Annotated in this window: 22 protein-coding genes and 1 pseudogene; 13 read left to right on the top strand and 10 right to left on the bottom strand. The window is 31.0% G+C overall.

Features of this window, described 5'->3' with window-relative positions:
* Positions 1 to 12 precede the first annotated feature (12 nt).
* Positions 13 to 2,388 carry an endopeptidase La gene (lon, locus tag AJ888_RS08450; protein WP_002861798.1) on the top strand — a complete coding sequence of 792 codons (2,376 nt, stop codon included), beginning with the start codon at positions 13 to 15 and terminating at the stop codon, positions 2,386 to 2,388.
* A gap of 60 nt (positions 2,389 to 2,448) precedes the next feature.
* Here lon and rpsR read toward each other — a convergent pair whose 3' ends face one another.
* From rpsR to rpsF, 3 genes are read right to left on the bottom strand one after another with little or no spacing between them, the layout of a single operon-like run.
* Positions 2,449 to 2,709 (bottom strand): 30S ribosomal protein S18, encoded by a 261-nt coding sequence (gene rpsR / locus AJ888_RS08445; RefSeq protein ID WP_002853032.1) that lies wholly within the window; start codon positions 2,707 to 2,709, stop codon positions 2,449 to 2,451.
* 10 nt (positions 2,710 to 2,719) lie between these two features.
* Positions 2,720 to 3,271 carry a single-stranded DNA-binding protein gene (locus AJ888_RS08440; protein WP_002861797.1) on the bottom strand — a complete coding sequence of 184 codons (552 nt, stop codon included), beginning with the start codon at positions 3,269 to 3,271 and terminating at the stop codon, positions 2,720 to 2,722.
* Between the two features lie 8 nt (positions 3,272 to 3,279).
* On the bottom strand, positions 3,280 to 3,657 hold the full coding sequence (gene rpsF / locus AJ888_RS08435) for a 30S ribosomal protein S6 (RefSeq protein WP_002812868.1): 378 nt from the start codon (positions 3,655 to 3,657) through the stop codon (positions 3,280 to 3,282).
* Positions 3,658 to 3,874: 217 nt separating this feature from the next.
* On the opposite strand from rpsF, the gene AJ888_RS08430 reads away from it, so the two are divergent.
* Complete coding sequence (locus tag AJ888_RS08430; RefSeq protein WP_002861796.1) at positions 3,875 to 5,149, top strand: MFS transporter; 1,275 nt, start codon at positions 3,875 to 3,877, stop codon at positions 5,147 to 5,149.
* Positions 5,146 to 6,147, top strand: coding sequence for a sugar phosphate isomerase/epimerase family protein (locus AJ888_RS08425; protein ID WP_053872671.1), 1,002 nt, complete (start codon positions 5,146 to 5,148; stop codon positions 6,145 to 6,147). Before AJ888_RS08430 ends, AJ888_RS08425 begins: the two co-directional genes overlap by 4 nt.
* Here the strand turns inward: AJ888_RS08425 and AJ888_RS08420 are convergent.
* The 7 genes and pseudogenes from AJ888_RS08420 to AJ888_RS08385 form a co-directional block, all read right to left on the bottom strand.
* Entirely contained in the window at positions 6,140 to 7,000 is an 861-nt protein-coding gene (locus AJ888_RS08420; RefSeq protein WP_002882614.1) for a VirK family antimicrobial peptide resistance protein, read from the bottom strand. The genes AJ888_RS08425 and AJ888_RS08420 overlap by 8 nt on opposite strands.
* Positions 6,993 to 8,099, bottom strand: a complete 1,107-nt coding sequence (gene rseP, locus AJ888_RS08415) for an RIP metalloprotease RseP (RefSeq protein WP_002864274.1) — start codon at positions 8,097 to 8,099, stop codon at positions 6,993 to 6,995. Before rseP ends, AJ888_RS08420 begins: the two co-directional genes overlap by 8 nt.
* Positions 8,096 to 8,632: a CDP-diacylglycerol--glycerol-3-phosphate 3-phosphatidyltransferase gene (pgsA, locus tag AJ888_RS08410; RefSeq protein WP_002812871.1), complete on the bottom strand. Its 537-nt coding sequence runs from the start codon at positions 8,630 to 8,632 to the stop codon at positions 8,096 to 8,098. The genes rseP and pgsA overlap by 4 nt, the downstream gene beginning before the upstream one ends.
* 124 nt (positions 8,633 to 8,756) lie before the next feature.
* Positions 8,757 to 9,362: an NAD(P)H-dependent oxidoreductase gene (locus AJ888_RS08405; protein WP_070274748.1), complete on the bottom strand. Its 606-nt coding sequence runs from the start codon at positions 9,360 to 9,362 to the stop codon at positions 8,757 to 8,759.
* A pseudogene (locus AJ888_RS09280) lies at positions 9,362 to 9,982 on the bottom strand (NAD(P)H-dependent oxidoreductase). Before AJ888_RS09280 ends, AJ888_RS08405 begins: the two are co-directional and overlap by 1 nt.
* Positions 9,983 to 10,045: 63 nt before the next feature.
* Entirely contained in the window at positions 10,046 to 10,471 is a 426-nt protein-coding gene (locus AJ888_RS08390; protein ID WP_070274746.1) for a GNAT family N-acetyltransferase, read from the bottom strand.
* Between the two features lie 11 nt (positions 10,472 to 10,482).
* Positions 10,483 to 11,571, bottom strand: coding sequence for a CinA family protein (locus tag AJ888_RS08385; RefSeq protein ID WP_002853490.1), 1,089 nt, complete (start codon positions 11,569 to 11,571; stop codon positions 10,483 to 10,485).
* Between the two features lie 98 nt (positions 11,572 to 11,669).
* Here AJ888_RS08385 and ileS point away from each other — a divergent pair, with 98 nt between their 5' ends.
* The 10 genes from ileS to AJ888_RS08335 all read left to right on the top strand — a co-directional run bounded on the left by ileS (position 11,670) and on the right by AJ888_RS08335 (position 24,181).
* A complete protein-coding gene (gene ileS / locus AJ888_RS08380; protein ID WP_070296241.1) occupies positions 11,670 to 14,423 on the top strand; it encodes an isoleucine--tRNA ligase in 2,754 nt (917 codons plus the stop codon).
* The gene (locus tag AJ888_RS08375) at positions 14,417 to 14,527 is read left to right on the top strand and encodes a membrane protein (RefSeq protein ID WP_002869114.1); all 111 of its coding nucleotides are present in this window, start codon (positions 14,417 to 14,419) and stop codon (positions 14,525 to 14,527) included. The genes ileS and AJ888_RS08375 overlap by 7 nt, the downstream gene beginning before the upstream one ends.
* On the top strand, positions 14,524 to 15,885 hold the full coding sequence (gene gatA / locus AJ888_RS08370) for an Asp-tRNA(Asn)/Glu-tRNA(Gln) amidotransferase subunit GatA (protein ID WP_070296240.1): 1,362 nt from the start codon (positions 14,524 to 14,526) through the stop codon (positions 15,883 to 15,885). Before AJ888_RS08375 ends, gatA begins: the two co-directional genes overlap by 4 nt.
* A 9-nt stretch (positions 15,886 to 15,894) precedes the next feature.
* Entirely contained in the window at positions 15,895 to 17,352 is a 1,458-nt protein-coding gene (gene guaB, locus AJ888_RS08365) for an IMP dehydrogenase (RefSeq protein WP_002894485.1), read from the top strand.
* Positions 17,349 to 17,522 (top strand): exodeoxyribonuclease VII small subunit, encoded by a 174-nt coding sequence (gene xseB / locus AJ888_RS08360; protein ID WP_002853034.1) that lies wholly within the window; start codon positions 17,349 to 17,351, stop codon positions 17,520 to 17,522. The genes guaB and xseB overlap by 4 nt, the downstream gene beginning before the upstream one ends.
* Positions 17,515 to 18,291: a carbon-nitrogen hydrolase family protein gene (locus AJ888_RS08355; RefSeq protein WP_002853489.1), complete on the top strand. Its 777-nt coding sequence runs from the start codon at positions 17,515 to 17,517 to the stop codon at positions 18,289 to 18,291. Before xseB ends, AJ888_RS08355 begins: the two co-directional genes overlap by 8 nt.
* Before the next feature lie 11 nt (positions 18,292 to 18,302).
* Positions 18,303 to 20,276 (top strand): LTA synthase family protein, encoded by a 1,974-nt coding sequence (locus AJ888_RS08350; RefSeq protein ID WP_002853667.1) that lies wholly within the window; start codon positions 18,303 to 18,305, stop codon positions 20,274 to 20,276.
* Between the two features lie 63 nt (positions 20,277 to 20,339).
* Entirely contained in the window at positions 20,340 to 21,638 is a 1,299-nt protein-coding gene (murC, locus tag AJ888_RS08345; RefSeq protein ID WP_079263948.1) for a UDP-N-acetylmuramate--L-alanine ligase, read from the top strand.
* Positions 21,631 to 21,981: a hypothetical protein gene (locus tag AJ888_RS08340; protein ID WP_002783335.1), complete on the top strand. Its 351-nt coding sequence runs from the start codon at positions 21,631 to 21,633 to the stop codon at positions 21,979 to 21,981. Before murC ends, AJ888_RS08340 begins: the two co-directional genes overlap by 8 nt.
* Positions 21,971 to 24,181, top strand: coding sequence for an endonuclease MutS2 (locus AJ888_RS08335; protein WP_079861038.1), 2,211 nt, complete (start codon positions 21,971 to 21,973; stop codon positions 24,179 to 24,181). Before AJ888_RS08340 ends, AJ888_RS08335 begins: the two co-directional genes overlap by 11 nt.
* The last annotated feature ends 5 nt before the right edge of the window (positions 24,182 to 24,186 follow it).

Below are 24,186 nucleotides of genomic sequence, written 5' to 3'. Positions count from 1 at the left end.
CAAGGAAAATAAATGCAGATTGAAGAGATACAAAATTATCCAGCAAATTTACCAGTATTGGTTGAAGATGAATTATTTTTATATCCTTTTATGATAACTCCTATTTTTATTAACGATTCATCCAATATGAAAGCTTTAGATCTTGCGATTAAAAATGATAGTATGCTTTTTGTTGCGCCTTCAAGGTTGGAAAATGGAAGAAATTTTGATGAAATTTATAATTGTGGAGTGATTGGGACTATCATGCGAAAAGTTCCTTTACCTGATGGAAGGGTGAAAATACTTTTTCAAGGATATGCTAAGGGTAAAATTATAGAGCAAATTTCTAATAAACCTTTAGAAGCCAAGATAGAACTTATAAAAGAAGACTTTTTAGAAGGAACTAAAAAAGAAGCGCTTCTTGAAGTTTTAAAAGAGAAGGTAAAAAATTTGGCAAATATTAGTCATTATTTTTCTCCGGATCTTTTAAGAACAATTGAAGAAGGTTTTGATGCGTCTAGGATTTGTGATTTGATTTTAAATACTGTGCGTATTAAAAAACAAGTTGCTTATGAGTTTTTTGTTTTAACAGATCTTGAGCAAAAATTAGTAAAATTAATAGATTTAATTGCCCAAGAAATAGAAGCCAATAAAATTCAAAAAGAAATTAAAAATAAAGTACATTCTCGTATTGATAAGGTAAATAAAGAATATTTTTTAAAAGAACAATTAAGACAAATTCAAAAAGAGCTTGGTTCTGACACACAAAAAGAAGATGAGGTTAGAGAGTATCAAAAGCGTCTGGAATTAAAGAAGAAATTTATGCACGAAGATGCTTATAAAGAAATCAAAAAACAAATTGAAAAATTCGAACGCATTCATCAAGATAATTCCGAAGCATCGATGATTCAAACTTACATAGAAACAGCATTAGATATTCCTTTTGAAAAAATTTCTAAGAAAAAACTTGATATTAAAGAAGTTTCAAAACAGCTCAACCATGATCATTATGCATTAAATAAACCAAAAGAACGCATAGAAGAATATTTTGCAGTTAGGGAACTTTTAGAAAAAAGAAAAATAGCAGAAAAAGATGGTGCTAAAGTTATACTTTGTCTTTATGGACCTCCTGGCGTGGGTAAAACTTCACTGGCAAATTCTGTTTCAAAAGCTTTAAAAAGAGAGCTTATTCGCATAGCCTTAGGCGGACTTGAAGATGTTAATGAGCTACGTGGTCATCGTAGAACTTATATAGGCGCTATGCCTGGACGTATTACCCAAGGACTCATAGAGGCAAAACAAATTAATCCTGTAATTGTATTGGATGAAATTGATAAATTAAATCGCAGTTTTAGAGGCGATCCAAGTGCGGTGCTTTTAGAAATTTTAGATCCAGAGCAAAATTCTAAATTTAGGGATTATTATTTAAATTTTAATATTGATTTAAGTAAAGTCATTTTTATAGCAACGGCAAATGATATTAGCAATATTCCTGCACCTTTAAGAGATAGAATGGAATTTATAGAACTTAGCTCTTATACTCCAAGTGAAAAATTTCATATAATGAAAAAATATTTAATTCCAGATGAGCTTAAAAAACATGGCTTAAAATCCAATGAATTATCTATTGATGATGAAACTATAGAGTTAATCATTAGTGATTATACTCGTGAATCAGGAGTCAGAAATTTGCGTCGCAAAGTGGCAGAGTTGTGTCGTAAGAGTGCTAAAAAACTACTTTTAGAAAATATTAAAAAAGTCATTATTAATACAAAAAATTTGAATGAATTTTTAGATAAAAAAGTTTTTGAAATAGAAAAAAATAATGGAGAAAATCAAGTAGGTCAGGTTAATGGTTTGGCTTGGACAAGTGTAGGTGGAGATGTTTTAAAAGTAGAGGCTGTAAAAATTAAAGGTAAAGGAGAATTAACGCTCACGGGAAGTTTGGGTGATGTAATGAAAGAATCAGCTAGAATTGCTTTTAGCATGATAAAAGTTTTAATCGATGAAGGAAAAATAAAAATACCTAAAAAAATAATTATCGATCCTAAAGTTAATGTTTATGATAGTTATAATATTCATATACATGTGCCAGATGGAGCTACTCCAAAAGATGGCCCAAGCGCAGGCATTACGATAAGCATAGCCATTGCTTCTATTTTTAGTGATAAAAAGGTTAAAGCAGATGTTGCAATGACAGGTGAAATAGATTTAAAAGGAAAAGTTTTACCAATAGGCGGATTAAAAGAAAAATTAATTGCAGCTTATAAAGCAGATATAAAAACAGCTTTAATCCCAAGAAAAAATTACGAAAGGGATTTAAAAGATATTCCTAGTGAGGTTAGAGACAATATGGAAATCATTGCTGTTGATACTTTTAGTGATGTTTTAGAATATACTTTGGTTTAATTTTATTTTGAGAATAAATGTATAAGAAAGCAAACTTTTTACAAGTTTGCTTTTAAAAGATTATAGTCCTTCAAAAGGATTATTGATTACTTCTTTTCTATCCACTATATAAGGGATAAGAGCTACATGTCTTGCACGTTTGATTGCAACTTCTACCATTTCTTGGTATTTTTTGCTTGTACCTGTTAAACGGCGTGGCATGATTTTAAATCTTTCAGATAAAGCATGTTTTAACATTGCTGTATCTTTATAATCAATAAATTCAACTTTTGCTTCAGTGTATTTGCAATATTTGCGAGAGTATTTTCTTTTTTCTGCCATAGTTTATCCTTTAAAATGGTAAATTAGTATCATCGCTATCATAAGCATCGATATCAATTTCTTTTAATTTTTCTTCGTGTTGTGGGTTTTGGTTTCTTTGTGGAGCAGGGTTTGCTTTTGCTTTATTAAAATTTTGATTTTCACTCATATAAGGATCATAGCTTTGATTTTCATAGTTTCCACTATAATTGTTGTTTGAAAAGCTATTATTGCCAATTCCACCTTGTTGTGGAGCATTGGAATTGCCGCCAAGCATTTCCATATTTTCAACTTGAATGCTATGCTTAGAGCGATTTTGTCCATTTTGATCACTCCATTGTTCAAATCTCAAACGTCCTTCTATGAGTACTTTTGAACCTTTTGTAAGGTATTGGTTTGCAACTTCTGCGGTGCGACCATAAAAGCTTATATCAATAAAGCAAGTTTCCTCTCTTTTTTCTCCATTTGTGGTAAATCTTCTTGTTACTGCGATAGCAGAAGCCCCAATAGCACTACCGCTTTGTGCATAACGCATTTCTATATCACGTGTAAGATTTCCAACCAAAACAACTTTGTTAAACATCTTTTTCCTTATTGAATTTCAGGAGCATCTAAAGGTTTGATTTCTTTTTTAGATTGCTTAATCCCGTGGCTTAGTTTTTCCCAAGCTGCAATTTCTTTTTTGTTTTCATATTTTACGATTAAAAATCTTATTACTTCTTCAGTGATTCTTAACACCCTTTCAAGCTCAGCGATCAAGTTTGTAGGAGCTTTGAAATAAATCACAAAATAAGTTCCTCTTTCGTATTTTTTGATTTTATACGCTAATTTTCTAGTGCCCATTGGAACAACAGTTTCAATTTCTGCACCATTTTTGGTTAGGACTTCTTTAACGAATTCCAACTTCGCATTCACTTCCTCTTCGGTAAGTGTTGGTTTTAAGATAAATAAAACCTCATAATGTTTCATCTTTTCTCCTTATGGATATTAAAGCCCATTTTCATGAGCAAGGATTTTGCATAAAGCAAGACTAAATTATATCAAAATATACTTAATTTATACTTCAATAAGTGTTGTAACTTTTTGTAATTATCTGTTTATAATTTAAAGGTGAAATTTTAACCTTTTATCTTAATCCGTGATATAATTAATTTAAGTTGCGAATTGTTAAAAAAGGAGGGTGAATATGAATAGTACGAAACCTATTCGTTGGTTTACTTTTATCGTTTTAGTTATTGGCGGAGGAACTGTTTTCAAACTTTCCTCTTTAAAAGATGCCTTTTATGTGCCTATGCAAGAATTTATGAATCTTAGCAATACACAAATTGGACTCGCGCTCTCAGTTTATGGCATAGTGCAAACGGTGGGAAATATTGCATCCATTTATATAGCAGATAGATTTTCTAAAAAAATACTCATTCCTTTTTCATTGGTTTGTGTGGGTTTGGTTGGAATTTATATTTCTACTTTTCCTTCTTTTTATGGAATTTTAATAGCTTGGGGTTTGCTTTCTTTATTTGGAGAAGTTGTGTATTGGCCTGTTTTGCTTAAAGCCATTCGCTTGCTTGGAGATTCTACTCAACAAGGAAGACTTTTTGGATTTTTAGAAGCAGGACGTGGTGTTATAGATACTATAGTTGCTTTTAGTGCTTTGGGAATTTTTTTACTTTTAGGGTCTGGCGCAGGTGGACTTAAGGCTGCTATATTATTTTATAGCGCTTGTGTGATTATAGCAGGTATTTTGGCATATTTTCTACTTGAAGATGACAAAATTAATACCCAAGATGAGCAAGGAAATGAAATCAGTAAAAACAAAGCCGCTTGGAATGGAGTTATCAAAGCGATTAAAACTCCTGAAATTTGGGTGGTATCTTTGACCATTTTTACTATTTATTCTGTGTATTGTGGTTTGACTTATTTTATTCCATTTTTAAAAGATATTTATGGTATGCCTGTGGCTTTGGTCGGTGCTTATGGTATTATCAATCAATACACTTTAAAATTAGTAGGTGGGCCAATTGGGGGATATTTAGCAGATAAAACCTTTAAATCTTCAACAAGATATTTGCGTTTTGCTTTGATTTTAGCAGCCTTGGCCATATTAATTTTTGTTTTTATGCCTCATGAGAAATTAAATATTTATTTTGGTATGAGTTTAACCTTAGGTTTTGCCGCTCTTGTTTTTACTATGCGTGCGACATTTTTTGCTCCTGTGGATGAGATAGAAATGCCTAGGGAAATTAGTGGAGCTGCTATGAGTATAGCTTGTATTTTTGGTTATTCTCCACAACTTTTTTGTTTTGCACTTTATGGTTTTATGATCGATCGTTTTAAAGGTTTATTAGGCTATCAAATTGTTTTTGCGTTAATGGGGATTTTTGCTATTTGTGGTGTGATTGTAACTACGATTTTGCTTAAGATGATAGCTAGAAAAAAAGCATTAAAAGGAGTGGTATCATGAAAATAGGTTTAGAAACTGAAAGCATGCATTTATGGTTTCAAAATGGTAGGATGGATATATTTTCTTATATCGATTTTGCTAAAAATTTGGGCTGTGAGGGTGTGATTATAAATATCATTAAAGATTTTGGTTTGGATGAAGAATGGGGATGCTTAGGAAGCGATGACGAAAATCATCTTAAAAAAATTAAAGCCAAATTGGATGAATACAATATGTATTGTGAGATTGACTCTAAGGGTTTTAATAAAGATAAATTTGAAAAAATTGCTAAAGTAGCTTCTATTTTAGGTGCTAAAATTATACGCTCTTATGTGCCCTTAACCGATAAAAATAAAAAAGTTAAACATGCTAGCGATGGGGCTTATGATGATTCTAAAATTACTACTAGATTCGATAAAGAAGATTTTTTAGCTACAAAGGATGAAATAAAAGCTTTGATACCGATTTTGGAAAAATATGATTTAAAACTTGCTATAGAAAATCATGAGTATCAAACTTCAGAGGATTTGCTTGATTTGTTGAAATTGATCAGTCATCCTAAAATAGGATTTTTATATGATTTTGGAAATTCTATGATGGCCTATGAAGATCCTATAAAAGCTTGCAAAGACATGGCTAAATATACTTTTAGCACGCATTGTAAAGATCATATAGTTTTCATTGAAGAGGGTGTAGAATATGTTTGCGGCGTTCCTTTGGGAGAAGGAAATTTAGACATTAAAACTTGTGTAGAAATTCTTAAAAAAGAAGGACTTGACCGTATTAATGTAGAGCAATGTTATCCTTATTGTGCGACTTTTAAAAGAGAAAAAGGAACAGGCGGGGTTAAAGAATTAGGTAAAGGGGCTTTTAAGATAGAAAAATCTTTGTTTGAAGATTTAAAAGCTATGCAGTATTATTATCCTCAAGAAGTATCTCAAGAATGCTTAGAGAGGCTTTTAAAACTTCAAAAAAAAGGTTGCGAGAAAAGTGTAGAATATTTAAAAAGTATTATTTAGATAAAATTTGGAATAAATTTTGTTTAATATTTTCAAGCATGGCAAAACGTTTTTTATACATGGAGCGTTTTTGCGAAGGGATTTCTTCTAGGTTTTTTTGCGAGTGGTGGAGCTTGTAGTATTTGTGTTTATCGATTTTTATTAATTCTCCACCATTTTCTAGCCAAATTTTTTGATAATCTACAAAATAGCCTTTTTCTTTTCCTTTTTGAGAACGGATTTGATTTTTTTCATGTACACCTAAAGTAGCTTGAAGTTTTAAAATTTCACAAAGCATCTTAGAGCATTCTATAAGTAAAGCAACAGGGCGCAAACCATGACATTTTTTAGTTAAAATTTTATTAATTTCTAAAATATTAAAATCTTTGTATTTATATCCTTGTATGCAAGAAAGTAGAAGATTATTTTCTAAAGTAAAGCAAAAATTACATTGTGAAATAGTGTATTTTTTAAATTTTAAAGAAAAAGCCCAAAAACCTTCTTCGTAAACATTATGGTTATATCCTAAAAAAAGCTCAAAATCTTCATCAAAAGAAAAAATCATTTGTTCTTCGGGAAGAAATTTAAAACAAGTAAGTCCCTTATCAACATCATAAATAAGTGTTTTAACGCGTTCATTTGCTTTAAAACTTTTATCGCAAAATCTTCTTATAGCATTGTAGCAAGCATAGGGTCTTTGAGAGAAAAAGTCTTTTAAATGTTTATTTTTTTCTTCATTAAGCGTTTTTTCTAGAAGCCTTACTTGAGGAAAATATAGAATTTTTCTTGCTTGAAAACGCAAATAGCGCCAAAAGATGATACTTTTTCTTCTATCAGTAAAATTTGGAATAGGGTAGGAAAATTTTTTATTCACCTGCAATCCTTGATATATCATTATAAGTTGCAAAGAGCATTAAGCTTAAAAGTATTGCCATGCCTGCGTAACTTAAGTATTCAAAAGCACGCTGTGGAATCTTGCGTCTAAAAATCATTTCATAAAGATTAAAAAGTATATGTCCTCCATCAAGCATAGGAATAGGTAAAAGATTTAAAATACCTAAATTTATAGAAATTAAAGCAGTGATAAATAAAAGCAAAGTAAAGCTATTTTGTGCAGCCTTTGAGGTAATTTCAGTCATGGTGATAATACCGCCTAAATTTTTTGCTTCAACTTCACCACTTATGAGTTTTACAATACCCTTGATGATGAGTGTGGAAGCTTGAAAACTTTCTTGTGCGGCATATTTAAAACTTTCTAAACCTTGATGTTTTACAAGAGTGCTTGTACCATTTGGACTGATTCCAAGTTGAGGTTTTTCAACGATTTGTCCAAAGTCATTATATCCTTGTCCTATTTTTGGAGTTAAAATAAATTCTAAATTTTTTCCTTCTCTATCGATTAATATTTTCAAAGGCTCTAAACTTAAATGCTTTGAAATTTCATCAAAGCTTTGAATTCTTATACCGTTGATTTCTAAGATAGTATCATTTTTTTGAAGTCCTATGTCTTGTGCAGCAGAGTTTGGCGCTATGCTTCCTATTTGCGGAGCAAGTTTGCTTAGACCTAAATTTCCTATGATAATATAAAGAAAAAAAGCTAAAATCAGGTTAAAAAATGGTCCAGCAAAAAGAATATAAATCTTTTTTAAAGGACTTAAAATGCTATAGCTATCTTTGTCTAGATTTTCAAAACCAGGACGCATATCATCTTGTCCTTTAAGTTTAACATATCCTCCAAGTGGTAAAGCGCTTAAGCGATAGTTTGTACCTTTAAATTCACGCTCTATAAGACTTTTTCCAAATCCTATACTAAAGACTTCAACTTTTACACCCAAAGATCTTGCAGCTAAAAAATGTCCTAATTCGTGAAAGAAAATTAAAAATGAGATGACTAAAACAGTTGCTAAAAATTCAATAGAATAAAATTTAATTCCCAAAATCAAAATAACAATTAAAAACAATAAAGATCTCATTTTTCTCCTTTTTTTTGAGCTTTTATATAAGTATAGATGTATTCAAATCCAGAATAAAGAGTTAAAATCAAAGCTATGTAAAGTAGAATTTCTCCGCCTATCCACTCCATGATTAAAAATCCTATCGCAGTCATTTGAAAAGCGGTTTTAAGTTTGCCTGCAAAAGAAGCATTGACATTTAAATTTTCACTGATCATTACAACTCTAAAACCCGTGATAAAAAATTCCCTTACTAAGATAATATAAATTACCCATTCATTAGCTTTTCCTGTAAGTAAAAGCCCTAAAAAAGCTGCTAAAACAAGCATTTTATCGGCTAATGGATCTAAGATTCCACCCAGTTTTGTAGTTTGTTTCCAAGTTCTTGCGATGTATCCATCAAAAAAATCACTTAAAGCCGCTAATGAAAAAGTTAAAGCAGCAAAATAGTTAATCCAACTTTGATGAATGTTTTCAAATTTATGAATTAATAAAAAAAATAATAAAGGTGCTAAAACCATTCTAAAAATCGCCAAGATATTGGGTAAATTCATAACAAGCCTTGTGAAATTAAATGTAAAATTATAATCAAAATTGTATAAAATTTAAGCAAAGACTTAGTAAAAATACAAAAAAGAATCAGTTTATTTTTATTTAAATTTTGCTTTTAAGCAAAATTTAAATAAATTTTACAACTTCATCAAAACTAAAACGATTTTTTTGAGGATTTTTTTCATCGTTGCAATATCCTAAAGCCACTACCAAACTTGATCTTTCTTTTTGAATATCAAGTGATAAATAAGAATCAAGCTTTTCTTTATCAAAACCACCTATAGTGCAGCTTGCTATATTTAAAGCATTAGCACTGTAAAGTATGCTAGCTAGAGCTATATGAGCTTGTTCTCTTGCATAAGATATTTTTTGTTCTTGATTTAGAGATTTTAAAAAAGGCATATAAGTATCTAAGCGTTTTTGAATTTCTGTTTTACTCATATCTCTTTTTCTAAGTTTTTCTTCAAAATAATCTAAAAAATCAAGTCTTGAAATGATGATAATTAATACAGCGCAATCTTTTACATGTTTTTGTTGGTTGCAAATTTTAGAAAGTTCTTCTTTTCTTTTCTCATCTTGCACTACTATAAATTTCCAAGGTTCTAGTCCTAAGGAGCTGGGACTTAATCTTGCTATTTCTAAAATAGAATTTAAATCCTCTTTTTTGAGTTTTTCATTTTTAAAATTTCTACAAGAATATCTTGTGCTAAAAATTTCAAGTTCTTTTTTCATTATTTTTCCTTGTAAAATTCGACGACTTCATTAAAATTTAAGCGTTGAGTAGAATATTTTGGTTCGTGGGCTTTATATCCTAAGGATAAAATTACAGCAGTTTCAAAAGGATAAGTTAAATGAAGAAAATCATCAACCTTAGTTTTTTCAAAGCCACCTATCATACAAGAATCAATACCTAAGCTCATTGCAGCTAGCGACATTTGCATCATAGCAAGATAGCATTGAAGTTGTGCGTAATGATAGAGTTCATTATCATTCATTGCATTGGTTTTATGGGTGTAAATTTCTAAAATTTTTTGAAAATTTTCTTCGCTAGAACCTGAGAAACGACGCACTTATTTTTGTGCAAATTCATCTTTGCTTTGAAGATCTTTTCTTGCTAGAAAAATAATATTATGACTCGCACTTGCTACATTTTGTTGATTGTAACATAGGGTTGAGAGTTTAAGATTGTGTTCTTTTTGTTCTAATACTACAAATTTCCAAGGCTCAAATCCATGTGAGCTCGGGGCTAAGACTCCACTTTCTAATATAAAATGCAAATCCTTTTCATTGATTTTTTTATCATTAAAAAGTTTACAAGCTCTGCGTTTTGAAATTAGTTCTTTAAAATTCATTTTATTCCTTAAAATCAAAAATAATAATATTAATTATAAAATGCAAAGCTTAATCAAAAAATATTATAGTTTGATATTTTTCTTAAAAACAAAACCGGATTTTTCAAAACCCATTTTTTGGATATAAAATTCATGAGCTTGTGTTCTAAAAAAACTTGAACTTAGTTCTAATTCTTCATATCCTTGATCTTTTGCCCAAATTTGGATTTTTTTCAAAAAAGCTTGACCTATACCTTTTCCTCTTAAAGTTTCATCTACGACAAAATCACAAATATAAAGACAATGATTATGATAAAGTACATTAAAGGGCATGACTCCACAAGCTGCTTTGTAGCTTCCCTCATTTTCATAGGCAAAAAGTTTATAATGTTGAGTTTGTGTAGCAAGTTGGATTTTGTCTAAAAAATCTTTCAAAGATAGGTTATTTCTTAATTGTTTTATCAAGGGATAAATTTTTTCCAAGTCTTCTTTTAGCTTAATTTCTTTCATTTTTAAATCCCTTAAATTTCAAAAATCTCAGGTTTTAATTTTAAAAGTAGGCAAAAAGTTGCTAAAACAGCTTGTTCTTGCATAAATTCACGATCTCCATCTAAATAAAGCGTTTCTTGGATAAAAGTTCCATCTCTAAACATTGCGCCTATATAAATAGTGCCTGATTTTATTTTTCCCTCATCTTTTTCGCCAACTACTCCGCTAATAGCTAAGGCAAAATCAGGATTAGCCGTTTTAAAAATACCTTTTAGCATAAAATAAACACAACGTTCACTGTATTCGCCATTATTTTCTAAGACGCTTTCGCTAATTCCAAGCCATTCGTGTTTGATGCGGTTGGAATAACTTACAATAGATCCTTCAAAAATTTCACTTACACCTGAAATTTTGGTTAAGGTGCTTGCACAAAGTCCGCCTGTGCAACTTTCAGCAAAAGAAATTTTTAATTTTTTTTCTAAAAGTTTAGAGCTTATAAAATGTATAGGATCTTTACCTAAAAACACCTTTTGTCCAAAAAGATTTTTTACGCTATTTAAAAAACCATCAAGTTTTCCAAAATTAGCGCAAGTGGCCTTAATAAGCACAAGATTATCTAAAAACTTGGTTGATTTTATACTTATCTCATAAGATTTTGTTAGGGTTTGCAGTAGTAATATAGCGCTTTCATCATCCATGCCAAAAATGCAAAAATATGCAAAATTTAATTTTATATGCCCAAGAAGATCAGGTAATTTTTCGCTTGGATTTATTTTAACGACATTAATTTTTGAATTTGAAAAATTACATACAAAGCTATTTTTACTAAATTCTGCTTTATCTGGAACCAAGGTATCATCTTTTAAGATAAGATTATCATCATTTAAAGTTGCTAAAATTTTAGCAACAGTCGCATAATGCAAAGGGCTTGTAAATAAAGTGATAAAATCATACTGATTTAAGAGATTTTCAAGCAAAAAGGGTAAATCTTTATCGGTTTTATTTTGTATGCGAATTTCGTTAATTTCTTTAAATTTTTCTTCATAAGTTCTATAAATATAATTTTTGAATTTTTCGTTTATAGTAAGCTCATCTCCTATAAGATAAAGCAAATGTTTCATAAATTTTCCTTTTTTTCTTATAATTATAGCCAAAAACAAAGTAGAAATTAAAGCTAATTTGAGTAGAATTTAAGATTATTAAAAATTAGGTGGAAAAAATGGACTACAAAGAAACTCTACTTTTGCCCAGCACTACTTTTGCTATGCGGGCGAATTTAGCGGAACTTGAACCGCAAAGATTTAAAAAATGGTTTGAGCAAAATTATGCTTATGAAAAAATGAAAGAAAATCGCAAAAATGCGAAAAAAAGTTTTACCTTGCACGATGGCCCCCCTTATGCTAACGGACATATTCATATAGGACATGCTTTAAATAAAATTTTAAAAGAAACTATTATCAAAACGCATTATTTTAAAGGTGAGAGTGTGCGTTTTACTCCAGGGTGGGATTGTCATGGTTTACCTATAGAACAACAAGTAGAAGTAAAGCTTGGAGAAAAGAAAAAAAGCTTAAGCAAGAAAGAAATTCGTGAGTTTTGCAGACAACATGCGAGTGAATTTGTAGATATCCAAAGAGAAGAATTTAAAGATTTAGGCATTATTGCGGATTGGGATAAGCCTTATTTGACTATGAAATTTGAGTTTGAAGCAGCGATTTATAGAACTTTATGTGAGATTGCTAAAAAAGGCTTACTTTGTGAGCGTTCTAAACCTGTTTTTTGGAGTTGGGCGGCAAAGTCAGCTTTAGCGGAAGCTGAAGTAGAGTATCAAGATAAAGAAGATTATTCTATCTTTGTGGCTTTTGATTTAGATGTAAAAGCTTGCGAAAAATTAGGCGTTTCAAAAGCAAGCGCAGTGATATGGACAACTACGCCTTGGACTTTGGTGGCTAATCAAGCTATAGCCTTAAATCCTAACGAAAATTATGTGATCACTAAAGAAGGTTTGATTTTTGCAAGTGCTTTGCTTAAAAGCATGGTAGAAAAAGGACTTACAAGTGGAGAAATTCAAAAAGAACTCAACGCAAAAGAATTTGAAAAACTTGAAGCTATCAATCCTTTAAATGGAAGAAAATCTGTTTTAATCATGGGTGAGCATGTATTGATGGATGGTGGAAGTGGACTTGTACATACTGCACCAGGACATGGCGAAGATGATTACTATGCTTGTTTGAAATACGATATTGAAGTTTTAATGCCTGTTGATGATAGTGGATGTTATGATGAAACTTTAAGAGCTAAAGGGCTTTTGCCTTCTCATTTGCTTGAAGAGTTTATAGGTCTTCATATTTTTAAGGCCAATGAAAAAATTTTAGAACTTTTAGGCGAAAAACTTTTACATTCTTCTAAATTTATACACTCTTATCCATTTTGTTGGAGAACGCATAAGCCTGTGATTTATAGAGCTACTAAACAATGGTTTATTTTAATGGATGAACCAAAACTTCAAGGAAAAACTTTAAGAGAGTGTGCAAAAGAACAACTTTTAAAAACAACCTTTTATCCGCAAAGTGGGGTAAAAAGAATAGGTTCTATGGTGGAAAATCGCCCAGATTGGTGTATTTCAAGACAAAGGGACTGGGGAACGCCTATAGCCTTTTTTAGAGATAAAAACACTAAAGAAGTGATTTTTGATGATGAACTTTTTGACTTTGTAGCAGCTATTTTTGAAAAACACGGTGCTGATGCGTGGTGGGAGTTTGAAATCAAAGATTTAATTCCTACAAATTCAAAATACAAAGCTGAAAATTTAGAAAAAGTATATGATATTTTAGATGTTTGGTTTGATAGCGGAAGTACTTTTAATGCAGTTTTAAATAGCGGACTTTATGACGCAGGAGAAAAAAGAGCAAGTATGTATTTAGAAGGAAGCGATCAGCATCGGGGTTGGTTTCAAAGCTCTTTGCTTGTAGGTACAGTGATCAATGAAAGCGCACCTTATGAAAGCATTTTAACTCATGGTTTTACCACCGATGAAAAAGGGCAAAAAATGTCTAAATCTAAAGGCAACGTGATCGCTTCTGAATATGTAGCAAAAACCTATGGAGTTGAAATTTTAAGACTTTGGATACTTTTAAGTGATTATTCAAGTGATTTAAAAATTTCAGACAATATCTTAAAACAAGTGGGCGAACAATACCGCAAAATAAGAAACACTATAAGATTTTTACTTGCTAATACCAATGATTTAAAAGATTTAGAAGTTAAAGAATTTAGTTTTATTGATAAATGGATATTAAGTCGTGCAACCAAAGTTTTTAAAGCAAGTAAAGAAGCATTTTTTGCTTATGAATTTGCCAAAGGTTTTAGTTTGCTTTTAAATTTTTTAAGTGCGGATTTAAGTGGGATTTATCTTGATATCAGTAAAGATAGGCTTTATTGCGATAGTGAAAATGCCCAAAGAAGAAAATCTGCTCAAGTGGCTATGGCTTTGATGGCAAAAGAGCTTTTAAATTTACTTGCTCCAAATTTAAGCTATAGTGTAGATGAGGCTCTAGAACATGCTAATGTTTTAATCAAAGGCGATGCAAAAGATGTATTTGATCTGAGTTTAACTCAAGATTTTGATTATGATTTTGGTATAGATGATACATTTTTAATGAGCGCTAGAGAGAAATTTTTTGAACAAATTGATATACTTAAAAAAGATAAAATCATTAAATCTACTTTGGAATTAAATTTAAACATCAGTTTTAATAAATTCCCAAATGAGGAATTAGCCGATTGGTTTATGGTAAGTCAAATCAGCAATGAAAATGAAGAAATTTTGGCTGAATTTGAAGTAGAGAATGAGAAATTTAAAATCACCAAAGCTTCACTTTGTAAATGCCCAAGATGTTGGAAACTTCAAAGTAAAAATGAAGAAACACCTTGTTTAAGATGTGAAGAAGTTTTAAAAGGAGTTCAATGCTAGAAAATCCTATTCCAAATAGTATTATCATCACAACTATAGCGGTGGTTTTGGCTTTTAGTGCTTTAGCAGTATTTTTGATCAAAAAAACAAAGGAAAATAAATGATAACTTTAAAAGAAGCTTTAAAATACTCCAAAGAAGAACTTGAAAATTTAAAAAAAGAACTCAATGAAAAAGCAAAAAAAGAAAAAAAATTAGGTGCTTATATTGAACAATTTTTAGATAAAGACTTAAGCGTTTCAGGTGAAGGTGTGCCTGTAGCTATAAAAGATAATATCAGTGTAAAAGGTTGGGAGCTTACTAGTGCGAGTAAGATTTTACAAGGTTATATTGCTCCTTATGATGCAAGTGCGATTGTTAATTTAAAAGCTAATGGTTTTTCTCCTTTTGGGCGTTGCAATATGGATGAATTTGCTATGGGAAGTTCAACAGCGAGTTCTTGTTATGGAAAAACTTTAAATCCTTTAAATTTTGAGCGTGTTCCAGGTGGGTCAAGTGGTGGAAGTGCTGCTGCGGTAGCGGGTGGCTTGGCTTTGGCAAGTTTGGGTTCTGATACAGGTGGATCTGTACGCCAACCTGCGGCTTTTTGTGGTTGTGTAGGATTTAAACCGAGTTATGGAAGAGTGAGTCGCTATGGCTTAGCTTCTTATTCTTCAAGTTTGGATCAAATCGGGGTTTTAACGCAAAATGTAGAAGATGCGGCAATTTTATATGATGCGATCGCAGGATATGACAAAATGGATAGCACAAGTGCAAATATCGAGTTTATCAAAACCGTTCCAAATTTAAATGCAAATAAAAAATTAAAAATCGCAGTGATTGAAAATTATGTCAATGATGCAGATAGTGAAGTAAAAAACGCACTTTTAAAAACCATAGATATGTTAAAAGCTAATGGACATAAGATTGTATATAAAAATTTGCTTGATTCTAAGTTTGATATCGCAGCGTATTATATCATTGCAACAGCTGAAGCAAGTGCAAATTTAAGTCGTTATGATGGGGTGCGTTATGGCAAGCGTTCTGAAAATATCCAAAATTTAAAAGAAATGTATGTAAATACACGCAGCGAAGGTTTTGGCGAAGAAGTAAAAAGAAGAATTTTGTTAGGAACTTTTGTTTTAAGCAGTGGATATTATGATGCGTATTATATCAAAGCACAAAAAGCTAGAGCTTTTATCAAGGCAAAATATGAAGAAATTTTGCAAGATTGTGATCTTATTTTTATGCCTGTAACGCCTACGACAGCTTTTAAATTTGATACCCAAAAAAGCCCTATGCAAACTTATTTAGAAGATGTTTATACTATCTCTGTAAATTTAGCAGGGCTTGGAGGCATTAGTGTGCCTGTTGCAAAAGATAAAGAAGGGCTTAATATATCAGCACAACTGATTTGCAAAGCTTATGATGAACAAACCTTGTTAGATGGGGCTTTAAGTTTAGAACAAATGATTAAAAATTAAGGATGAAAGATGAAAATTGTAAAAAGAGCTTTAACTTTTGAAGATGTATTATTGCGTCCTGGGTATTCTGAAGTTCTACCTAAGGAAGTAAAAATTCATACTAAACTGACAAAAAATATCACTTTAAATATGCCTTTAATCTCTGCGGCTATGGATACAGTTACTGAACACAGGGCTGCTATTATGATGGCAAGACTTGGAGGACTTGGAGTGATTCATAAAAATATGGATATAGCCTCGCAGGTTAGAGAAGTAAAAAGAGTGAAAAAAAGTGAAAGCGGGGTGATTATCGATCCTATTTTTGTAAGTCCTAAAGCAAGTGTTGCAGAGGCTTTAGAAATCATGGCAGAGTATAGAATTTCAGGTGTTCCTGTAGTAGATGAAGATAAGAAACTAATAGGCATACTTACCAATCGTGATTTAAGATTTGAGAGCGATTTTTCAAATTTGGTTGAAAATGTTATGACTAAAATGCCTTTAATCACTGCTCCAAAGGGTTGTACTTTAGATGATGCGGAAAAAATTTTCAGTACCAACAAAGTAGAAAAACTTCCTATAGTTGATGAACAAGGACGCTTGGAAGGACTTATCACTATAAAAGATCTTAAAAAACGCAAAGAATATCCTGATGCCAATAAAGATAATTTTGGAAGATTACGCGTGGGTGCGGCTATAGGAGTAGGACAAATGGATCGTGTGGATGCTTTAGTTGAAGCGGGTGTTGATGTTGTTGTGCTTGATTCTGCGCATGGACATTCTAAGGGTATTATTGATACAGTAAAAGCGATTAAAGCTAAATATCCAAATTTAGATCTTATCGCAGGAAATATCGCCACTGCAGCTGCAGCAAAAGCACTTTGTGAAGCAGGAGTAGATGCGGTTAAAGTAGGTATTGGGCCAGGAAGTATTTGTACCACACGTATTGTTTCAGGTGTGGGTGTGCCTCAAATTTCAGCCATTGATGAGTGTGTGGAAGAAGCAAATAAATTTGGCGTTCCTGTGATAGCTGATGGTGGAATTAAGTATTCAGGTGATATTGCAAAAGCTTTAGCCGTAGGTGCGAGTTCTGTTATGATAGGATCGCTTTTAGCTGGAACAGATGAGAGTCCAGGAGAGCTTTTTACTTATCAAGGAAGACAATATAAGTCTTATCGTGGTATGGGTTCGCTTGGGGCTATGCAAAAGGGAAGTTCAGACAGATACTTTCAGCAAGGTACTGCTCAAGATAAACTTGTTCCTGAAGGTATAGAAGGGCGCGTTCCTTATATAGGAAGTATAAGAAGCGTGGTGCATCAACTTTTAGGAGGTTTGCGTTCTTCTATGGGTTATGTTGGAGCTAAAGATATAGAAGATTTTCAAAAAAGGGCTGAATTTGTTGAAATTACTACCGCAGGGCTTAAAGAAAGTCATGTACATGATGTTACTATCACTCATGAAGCACCAAATTACAAGGTCAATCATCAATGAGTTTTGAAGAAAATTTAAAACACGCTAATGAATCTTTGGAAAAATTAAACAATCAAGAGCTTGCCTTAGATGAAAGTGTAAAAATTTACAAAGAGGGTTTAGAAAGTATCAAAAAAGCAAGACTTGAGCTTGAAAAAGCAAAATTAGAAGTGGAGCAAATCGATGAGTAAAATAGCGGCTTTACAGTTTCCAACTTTAGCTTTAAGTGAATCAAGGCTTGATTATTATCTCAAAGCTTCAAAAGACAATGGGGCAAATTTAGTAGTTTTGGGCGAATATGTGATCAACAGTTTTTTTACAGAACTTTTGCATATGCCAAAAAATATGATAAAAGAACAAAGTGAAGCTAAAAAAGAAAGCTTGATTAAACTTGCTAAAAAATACGAATTAGAAATCATCGCTCCTTATGTAAGCGTTGAAGCTAAAAGTTATAAAAAACTTTGCTTAAAAGTGACTCCAAATGGTGTTAAAAGTTATGAACAGCAAATTTTAATGCCTTATGAACATTGGAATGAAGAAAAATTTTTCAGCAACAAAACTCCATCAGAATTAAAAATTTTTACTTTTAATTATGAAAAATTAAAATGTGCTTTACTTTTTGGTTTTGAGACGCATTTTGATATTTTTTGGCAACAGATTATGGCGAAAAAAATTGATTTGGTTATCGTTCCTAGTGCTTGTACCTTTGAAAGTAAACAAAGATGGGAAGAACTTTTAAAAACAAGAGCTTTTTTAAATTCTACAAGCATTTTAAGAGTAAATCGCATAGGCAAAACAAAAGATGAGTGGAATTTTTACGGCGATACTCTGTTTATCAATGCTTTTGGCGAGATAGAAAGTAAATTAGGTTCTGAAGAAGAAATGCTTATTATAGAGCCTAAAAAAAGTGATGAAGCAAGAAAACTTTGGGGTTTTGATAAAATTCTTAAGAATTTTTAAAGAAGGTAAATATGAGAAAAATTTTACTTCAAATTTTTATTTTTAGCGTATTATTTATAGTAACTTTTGCCATTAATCGTATTTTAATGCAAAATTCTTTCATCCCTACAGGTTTAATTAGTGATAAAAATGAAATCTTTTTAATGTATCTTTTGGGTGTTTTTCATGATATAAGATTTTTAAGCGCAGCGTTTTTACCATTCTTGCTTTGTGGTTTTTTAAGTTTAATTTTTTCTAATATAAAAATAAATAATAAGTTAGTAATATATAGTAAAAATTTTTATTTCATTTTTTCAAGCGTTTATATAATTGTTCTTTCTTGTCTTTGTATAGGATTTTCTTATGTAAAATACTATTATTACGAAATTTACAAGACTAAATTTGATATTTTTATGTTTACTCTAAAAGATGATAATACAAAAACTATTTTAAGTATTATTTATCATGATTATCCAATTTTAAAAATTTTAGCTTTAATGTTGATTTTTGGAGTTTTTGTATTTTTTTTAAATTTGAAAATATTAAATTTAAAGCTAAAACCTGTTAATTTAAGATTATTTCCCTTGATAGCTTTAAATTTAATATTAATTATTGTTTATGTTATAGCCTTAAGGGGCCCCTTTAAGCATGTGGCTATAAATGTACAAAATTATTCTTTTAGTGAGTATAGTGTTGTAAATGATACAATGTTAAATCCAATTATGGCATTTTCTTGGGCTTTAAAACAATATAAAGAAGAAGCGGCTTTGAAGGTTATCACACCTTTGAAAGCACAAGAACTTAAAGAAAAACTTTTTGATTATTTGCATCAAAGTCCTATAAATCTAAAAGCTGAAAAGAATCATCCTAGTGTATTTGTTAACTTAATGGAAAGTTTTGGGCTTAATTTGGCTGATTTTACAAATACAGAACATAATTTTTTAGGTTCATTAGATAAACATTTTAAGCAAGATTTTTTATTCAAACGCTTTTTGAGTTCTAGTAATGGAACTATACCAAGTTTTGCAAACTTATTTTTTGTAAGTCCATTTTCTAATATTTCTACAAGTAAATTTCAGAAAACTTATTTGGATTTAACACCTATTGCTGTTTATAAGAAAGCAGGATATAAGGTGATTTTTGTAAGTGCAGGTAATGGATCTTGGCAAAATATTAAAAATTATCTCAGTATTTTGGGAGTAGATGAGATTATAGATGAAAATATTTTAATGAAAGAGTATAATGGAGCAAAAGATAGTGAAAATGGTTATGGGATAGCTGATGAGTTTTTATATAAAAAAGTTTATGACTTGCTTCAAAAAAATCCACATAAAACCCTTATAATTGCTCTTACCATATCCAATCATCCACCTTATAAAATTCCACAAAATGATTTGCCAAAATTACAAAACATTCCACAAACTTTGCTTAATATGCTTCCTTATGAAAAAGATAAACAAGATAATATTATCAAAGCTTATACTTATGCAAATAATGAATTTGGAAAATTTCTAGATAAAGTAAAACAAAGTCCATTTAAGAATAGTGTTATTATAGCAGCAACTGGAGATCATAGAGTACGCGAAATGAGTATGGATTTAAATTCCCAAAAAGCTTTTGCTTATAGTGTACCTTTTTATCTTTATATTCCTAAGGATTTGCAAGATAATATTTATTATGATAAAGATCGTGTAGGATCTCATAAAGATATTTTTCCAACTCTTTATGCTTTAAGTTTAAATAATGTCAAGTATTTAAGCGTAGGCGGAAGAAATATGTTAGCAAGACCAAGTGATGAGAAATTAGAATTTGGGATCAACGATGCTGTATGGATTGATAAAAAAGGTATTTATAGTGGCGGTAAAGGGTATTATTTTGAAAGTAATGATACTTTAAAAGATATGAATAAAGCTTTTAACCTTGATGGTTATACTAAAGACTTTGATAAATTTTATAGAGAGTTAAATTTATATCAATTAGCCGAGCGTTTAGGCATTTCAAAATAGGATTTATATTTTCTTTTTAGTAAAAAAGTGCTAAAATTTGGCCTTTAAAGTATAAAGGTTTAAATGATGCAAAATATCCATTTTATCGGCATAGGCGGTATAGGAATTTCCGCTTTAGCAAGATTTTTAAAAGAAAAAGGTTTTAAAATTAGCGGAAGTGATCTTAAAGAGAGTAAAATCACTAAAGAACTAGAAAAAGAAGGGGTTAAGGTCAGCATCCCTCATCATAAAGACAATATTTTAAACAAAGATTTAGTTATTTATTCTGCTGCTATCAAAGAAGAAAATCCTGAATTTAAATACGCTAAAGAATTAGGCATTAAATGCCTTTCACGCAAAGAGGCTTTACCTCTTATTTTAGAAGATAAGCGCGTTTTTGCAGTTGCAGGAGCACATGGAAAAAGTACGACTTCAAGTATTTTAGCTTCTTTGCTTGATGATGCTTCTGTGATTATCGGAGCGATTTTAAAAGAATTTGGTTCAAATATGATTTATAAAGAAAGCCAAAACCTTGTTTTTGAAGCTGATGAGAGCGATAGTTCTTTTTTAAATTCAAATCCTTATTTGGCTATAGTTACTAATGCAGAAGCAGAGCATTTAGATCATTATGGCAATGAAGTTTCAAAACTCCATCATGCTTATACGCAGTTTTTAGATGTGGCTAAAATTCGCGTGATTAATGCTGAAGATGAGTTTTTGAAAAATTATAAAAATGAGTCAATCAAACTTTATCCAAGCAAAGATATCAAAAACTGCACCATGTGTATAGAAAATTTCAAACCTTTTACAAGCTTTGAGTTGAAAGATTTAGGTAAATTTAAGGTTTTTGGCATGGGATATCATTTAGCCCTTGATGCGTCTTTGGCGATTTTGGCGGCTTTAAATTTCTTAGATATAGAAACGATAAGAACTAGGCTTAAAAATTATCAAGGTATTAAAAAGCGTTTTGATATTTTACATGCTGATGAAAATTTGGTTTTAATCGATGATTATGGTCATCATCCCACCGAAATAAAAGCGACTTTAAGTGCAGCACAAGAATACGCAAAATTAGGCGGATATAAGAAAATCACAGCTATCTTTGAACCCCACCGCTACACGCGTTTGGCTGCAAATTTAAAGGAATTTGCAAAGGCTTTTGAAGGTGTAGACGAGCTTATAATTTTACCTGTTTATGCTGCAGGAGAAGAGCCTATAGGGCTTGATTTAAAAGCGGTTTTTCCTAAGGCTTTATTTGTAGAAGATATCAAAAGAGAGGGTAAATTTTTGGTGGCTTCTAAGGGGCAAGTTTTTGAAGAAGGGCTTATTATAGGTTTTGGTGCAGGAGATATCAGCAACAAATTAAGGCAAAAAAATGAGTAGGTTTTTTTTATATTTTTTAATTATTTTAATTTTAGCCTTAATCACTTTTGCTTTGCGTGAAAAATTAGGCAAAAAAACTAAACCTTTTTTTGGTATTTTGCTTGTGATTTTTATTGTTTTAGCAGTATTTTTTGAATTTGAAAACACACAAAAAAGTCATTTAAGAACAGATATTATCGTAGCTTTTAATCAAAATAAAAATATTTTATGTAAAGATATCAATGTTTCTAAGGCGTATTTTAATTATGAATTTGGTACAGGAAGTTTTATTTCAAAGGATAATAATCAAAGTTTTAATTCTTTAATCATAGATATTAAAGATTGTAGGTTAAATGATGAATGATACAAAAGAAGAATTGATCTCAAAGCTTGATTTAAACAGCTATTTAGAAGAGTTTAAAGCCCTTTTTGCAAGAGATAAGGAGATTTTTTTACAAGGAGATTCTAATCTTCATTTTAAACGCATACATGAGCTTTGCGAGGTGAAATTTCCTACTATGCCAGAGCTTAGCAATCTTGATAAAGCCTTAGTTCATTTAAGCAAACAAGGAATTTTACATTTAGATGAAATTTTTGAATTTGTAAAAATTTTTCGTTATTTTGAAAAGTTAAAAAAAATAAAACTAGGAACAAATTTAGACTCTTGGCTACAAAAGATAGAATTTGTTAGCGGGGCTTTGGAGCTTTGTTTGAATTTCGATGAAAAAGGGGAGTTAAAAGAAAGTTTAGATGAAAGACTTGTAAATCTTAATACTGCTTTAAGATTAAAAAATGAAAGCATAATAGCTGAGTTTAAGAAATTTTGCTACACAAAAGCTTTGATGCCTTATCTTATCGATACACAAATCCATCTTATAAACAATCTTGAAGCCTTGCTTGTAAGAGGTGGGTTTAATCACGCTATTAAAGCAAAAATCATAGGTAGAAGTAGCGGTGGCGGCTTTTATATCGTGCCTTTAAGTGTTGAAAATTTGCAAAATGATATAGAAAAAATCAAAAATCAAAAAGAAGAAATTTATTATGAATACGCTAAAAATTTCTCAGCTTTTTTAGCAAAAAACCTACCTTTTTTAAAATTTATCAATACAGCCTTTGATCTTTTTGATCATTATAGTGCTAGGGTTTTGCTTGCTAAAAAAAAGGATTTTGAATTTGTTTTGTGTGATCAAAGTACGGATTTAGTGCTTAAAAATTTCGCTCATCCTGCCTTAAAAAATCCAAAAAGCGTGAGTTTGGAATTTAAAAAACAAGTTTTAATCATCACAGGGGTAAATGCAGGCGGAAAATCCATGCTTTTAAAATCCATGCTAAGCGCAGCATTTTTAGCTAAACATCTTTTGCCTATGCATATCAAAGCAAGTGAAAGTAAAATTGGTACTTTTAAAGAATTTGATGCCATCATAGAAGATCCGCAAAATGTTAAAAACGACATTTCAACTTTTGCAGGAAGAATGTTGCATTTTTCTAGACTTTTTTCTAAGAAAAATTTGCTTTTAGGTATTGATGAAATAGAGCTTGGAACAGATTTTGAAGAAGCGGCTTGTTTGTATAGTGTGTTAATTTCAAAACTCATAGCTAATAATCTTAAAATCATCATCACCACGCACCACAAACGCCTTGCTATGCTTTTAGCAAAGAATGAGCAAGTTGAACTCATTGCTGCTTTATATGATGAAGAGCTTTCACGCCCAAAATATGAGTTTTTAAAAGGTACTATAGGAAAATCTTATGCCTTTGAAACCGCTTTGCGTTATCAGATTCCGCCGAATTTAGTTAGCGAGGCTAAAAAGCTTTATGGCGAGGATAAAGAAAATTTAGAAGAGCTTGTGGGTAAAAATATCAATCTTGAATTAGAACTAAAAGCTAAGCTTGAAAATGTTGAGAAAAAAGAGCGAAAAGTTGATGAAATTTTACTTTCTTTAAAAGATCAAAAAGAAAAAAATGAACAAGAATTGCGTACGAGTTTGAGAAATTTAGAATTTAAATTTCACAAAGCCATAGAAGAAGCTAAAAAAACCATACAGCTTAAAGACATAAAAGACAAGCAAAGAAGTCTTAATAAAGCCAATGAACTTAAAAAAGAAATCATTTTACCAAGTATGGAGCAAAATGAAGAATTGCGTGTGGGGGATTTTGTAAAATATGAAAAAATTAAGGGTAAAATCATAAGCATTTCTAAAAACGATGCTATGGTCGAAAGCGATGGGATTAAACTTCGTGTGCCTTTAAAACTGCTTAAAAAAAGTGGTGCAATGCCAAAAAAAGTAGCAAAAACAAGCATTAGTGTGGCAAAACCGACTAATCTTAGCGTTAGCTTGGATTTGCACGGGCTTAGGAGTGATGAAGCTATTTCAAGGCTTGATAAATTTATTTCAGATGCTTTGCTTGCAGGCTTTGATGAAGTTTTGATCTATCATGGTATAGGAACAGGAAAGCTCGCCTTTGCGGTAAGAGAGTTTTTAAAAGCTCATAAAAGTGTCAAGGGCTTTAATGACGCACCGATCAATCAAGGTGGCTTTGGTGCTAAGGTGGTAAAATTATAAGGAAA

The sequence above is a fragment of the Campylobacter sp. BCW_6467 genome (assembly GCF_001762855.1).
Taxonomy (GTDB): Bacteria; Campylobacterota; Campylobacteria; order Campylobacterales; family Campylobacteraceae; genus Campylobacter_D; species Campylobacter_D jejuni.
This window is presented reverse-complemented; position numbering and strand designations above follow the sequence as displayed.

Bases quoted from the DNA above. Each gene is read 5' to 3' on its own strand.
- xseB (WP_002853034.1), top strand. From the start codon at position 17,349: ATGAGTTTTGAAGAAAATTTAAAACACGCTAATGAATCTTTGGAAAAA.
- ileS (WP_070296241.1), top strand. From the start codon at position 11,670: ATGGACTACAAAGAAACTCTACTTTTGCCCAGCACTACTTTTGCTATG.
- AJ888_RS08430 (WP_002861796.1), top strand. From the start codon at position 3,875: ATGAATAGTACGAAACCTATTCGTTGGTTTACTTTTATCGTTTTAGTT.
- rseP (WP_002864274.1), bottom strand. From the start codon at position 8,099: ATGAGATCTTTATTGTTTTTAATTGTTATTTTGATTTTGGGAATTAAA.
- AJ888_RS08425 (WP_053872671.1), top strand. From the start codon at position 5,146: ATGAAAATAGGTTTAGAAACTGAAAGCATGCATTTATGGTTTCAAAAT.
- AJ888_RS08355 (WP_002853489.1), top strand. From the start codon at position 17,515: ATGAGTAAAATAGCGGCTTTACAGTTTCCAACTTTAGCTTTAAGTGAA.
- AJ888_RS08405 (WP_070274748.1), bottom strand. From the start codon at position 9,362: ATGAAAAAAGAACTTGAAATTTTTAGCACAAGATATTCTTGTAGAAAT.
- rpsF (WP_002812868.1), bottom strand. From the start codon at position 3,657: ATGAAACATTATGAGGTTTTATTTATCTTAAAACCAACACTTACCGAA.
- guaB (WP_002894485.1), top strand. From the start codon at position 15,895: ATGAAAATTGTAAAAAGAGCTTTAACTTTTGAAGATGTATTATTGCGT.
- AJ888_RS08335 (WP_079861038.1), top strand. From the start codon at position 21,971: ATGATGAATGATACAAAAGAAGAATTGATCTCAAAGCTTGATTTAAAC.
- gatA (WP_070296240.1), top strand. From the start codon at position 14,524: ATGATAACTTTAAAAGAAGCTTTAAAATACTCCAAAGAAGAACTTGAA.
- lon (WP_002861798.1), top strand. From the start codon at position 13: ATGCAGATTGAAGAGATACAAAATTATCCAGCAAATTTACCAGTATTG.
- rpsR (WP_002853032.1), bottom strand. From the start codon at position 2,709: ATGGCAGAAAAAAGAAAATACTCTCGCAAATATTGCAAATACACTGAA.
- AJ888_RS08375 (WP_002869114.1), top strand. From the start codon at position 14,417: ATGCTAGAAAATCCTATTCCAAATAGTATTATCATCACAACTATAGCG.
- AJ888_RS08385 (WP_002853490.1), bottom strand. From the start codon at position 11,571: ATGAAACATTTGCTTTATCTTATAGGAGATGAGCTTACTATAAACGAA.
- AJ888_RS08340 (WP_002783335.1), top strand. From the start codon at position 21,631: ATGAGTAGGTTTTTTTTATATTTTTTAATTATTTTAATTTTAGCCTTA.
- AJ888_RS08350 (WP_002853667.1), top strand. From the start codon at position 18,303: ATGAGAAAAATTTTACTTCAAATTTTTATTTTTAGCGTATTATTTATA.
- pgsA (WP_002812871.1), bottom strand. From the start codon at position 8,632: ATGAATTTACCCAATATCTTGGCGATTTTTAGAATGGTTTTAGCACCT.
- murC (WP_079263948.1), top strand. From the start codon at position 20,340: ATGATGCAAAATATCCATTTTATCGGCATAGGCGGTATAGGAATTTCC.
- AJ888_RS08390 (WP_070274746.1), bottom strand. From the start codon at position 10,471: ATGAAAGAAATTAAGCTAAAAGAAGACTTGGAAAAAATTTATCCCTTG.
- AJ888_RS08440 (WP_002861797.1), bottom strand. From the start codon at position 3,271: ATGTTTAACAAAGTTGTTTTGGTTGGAAATCTTACACGTGATATAGAA.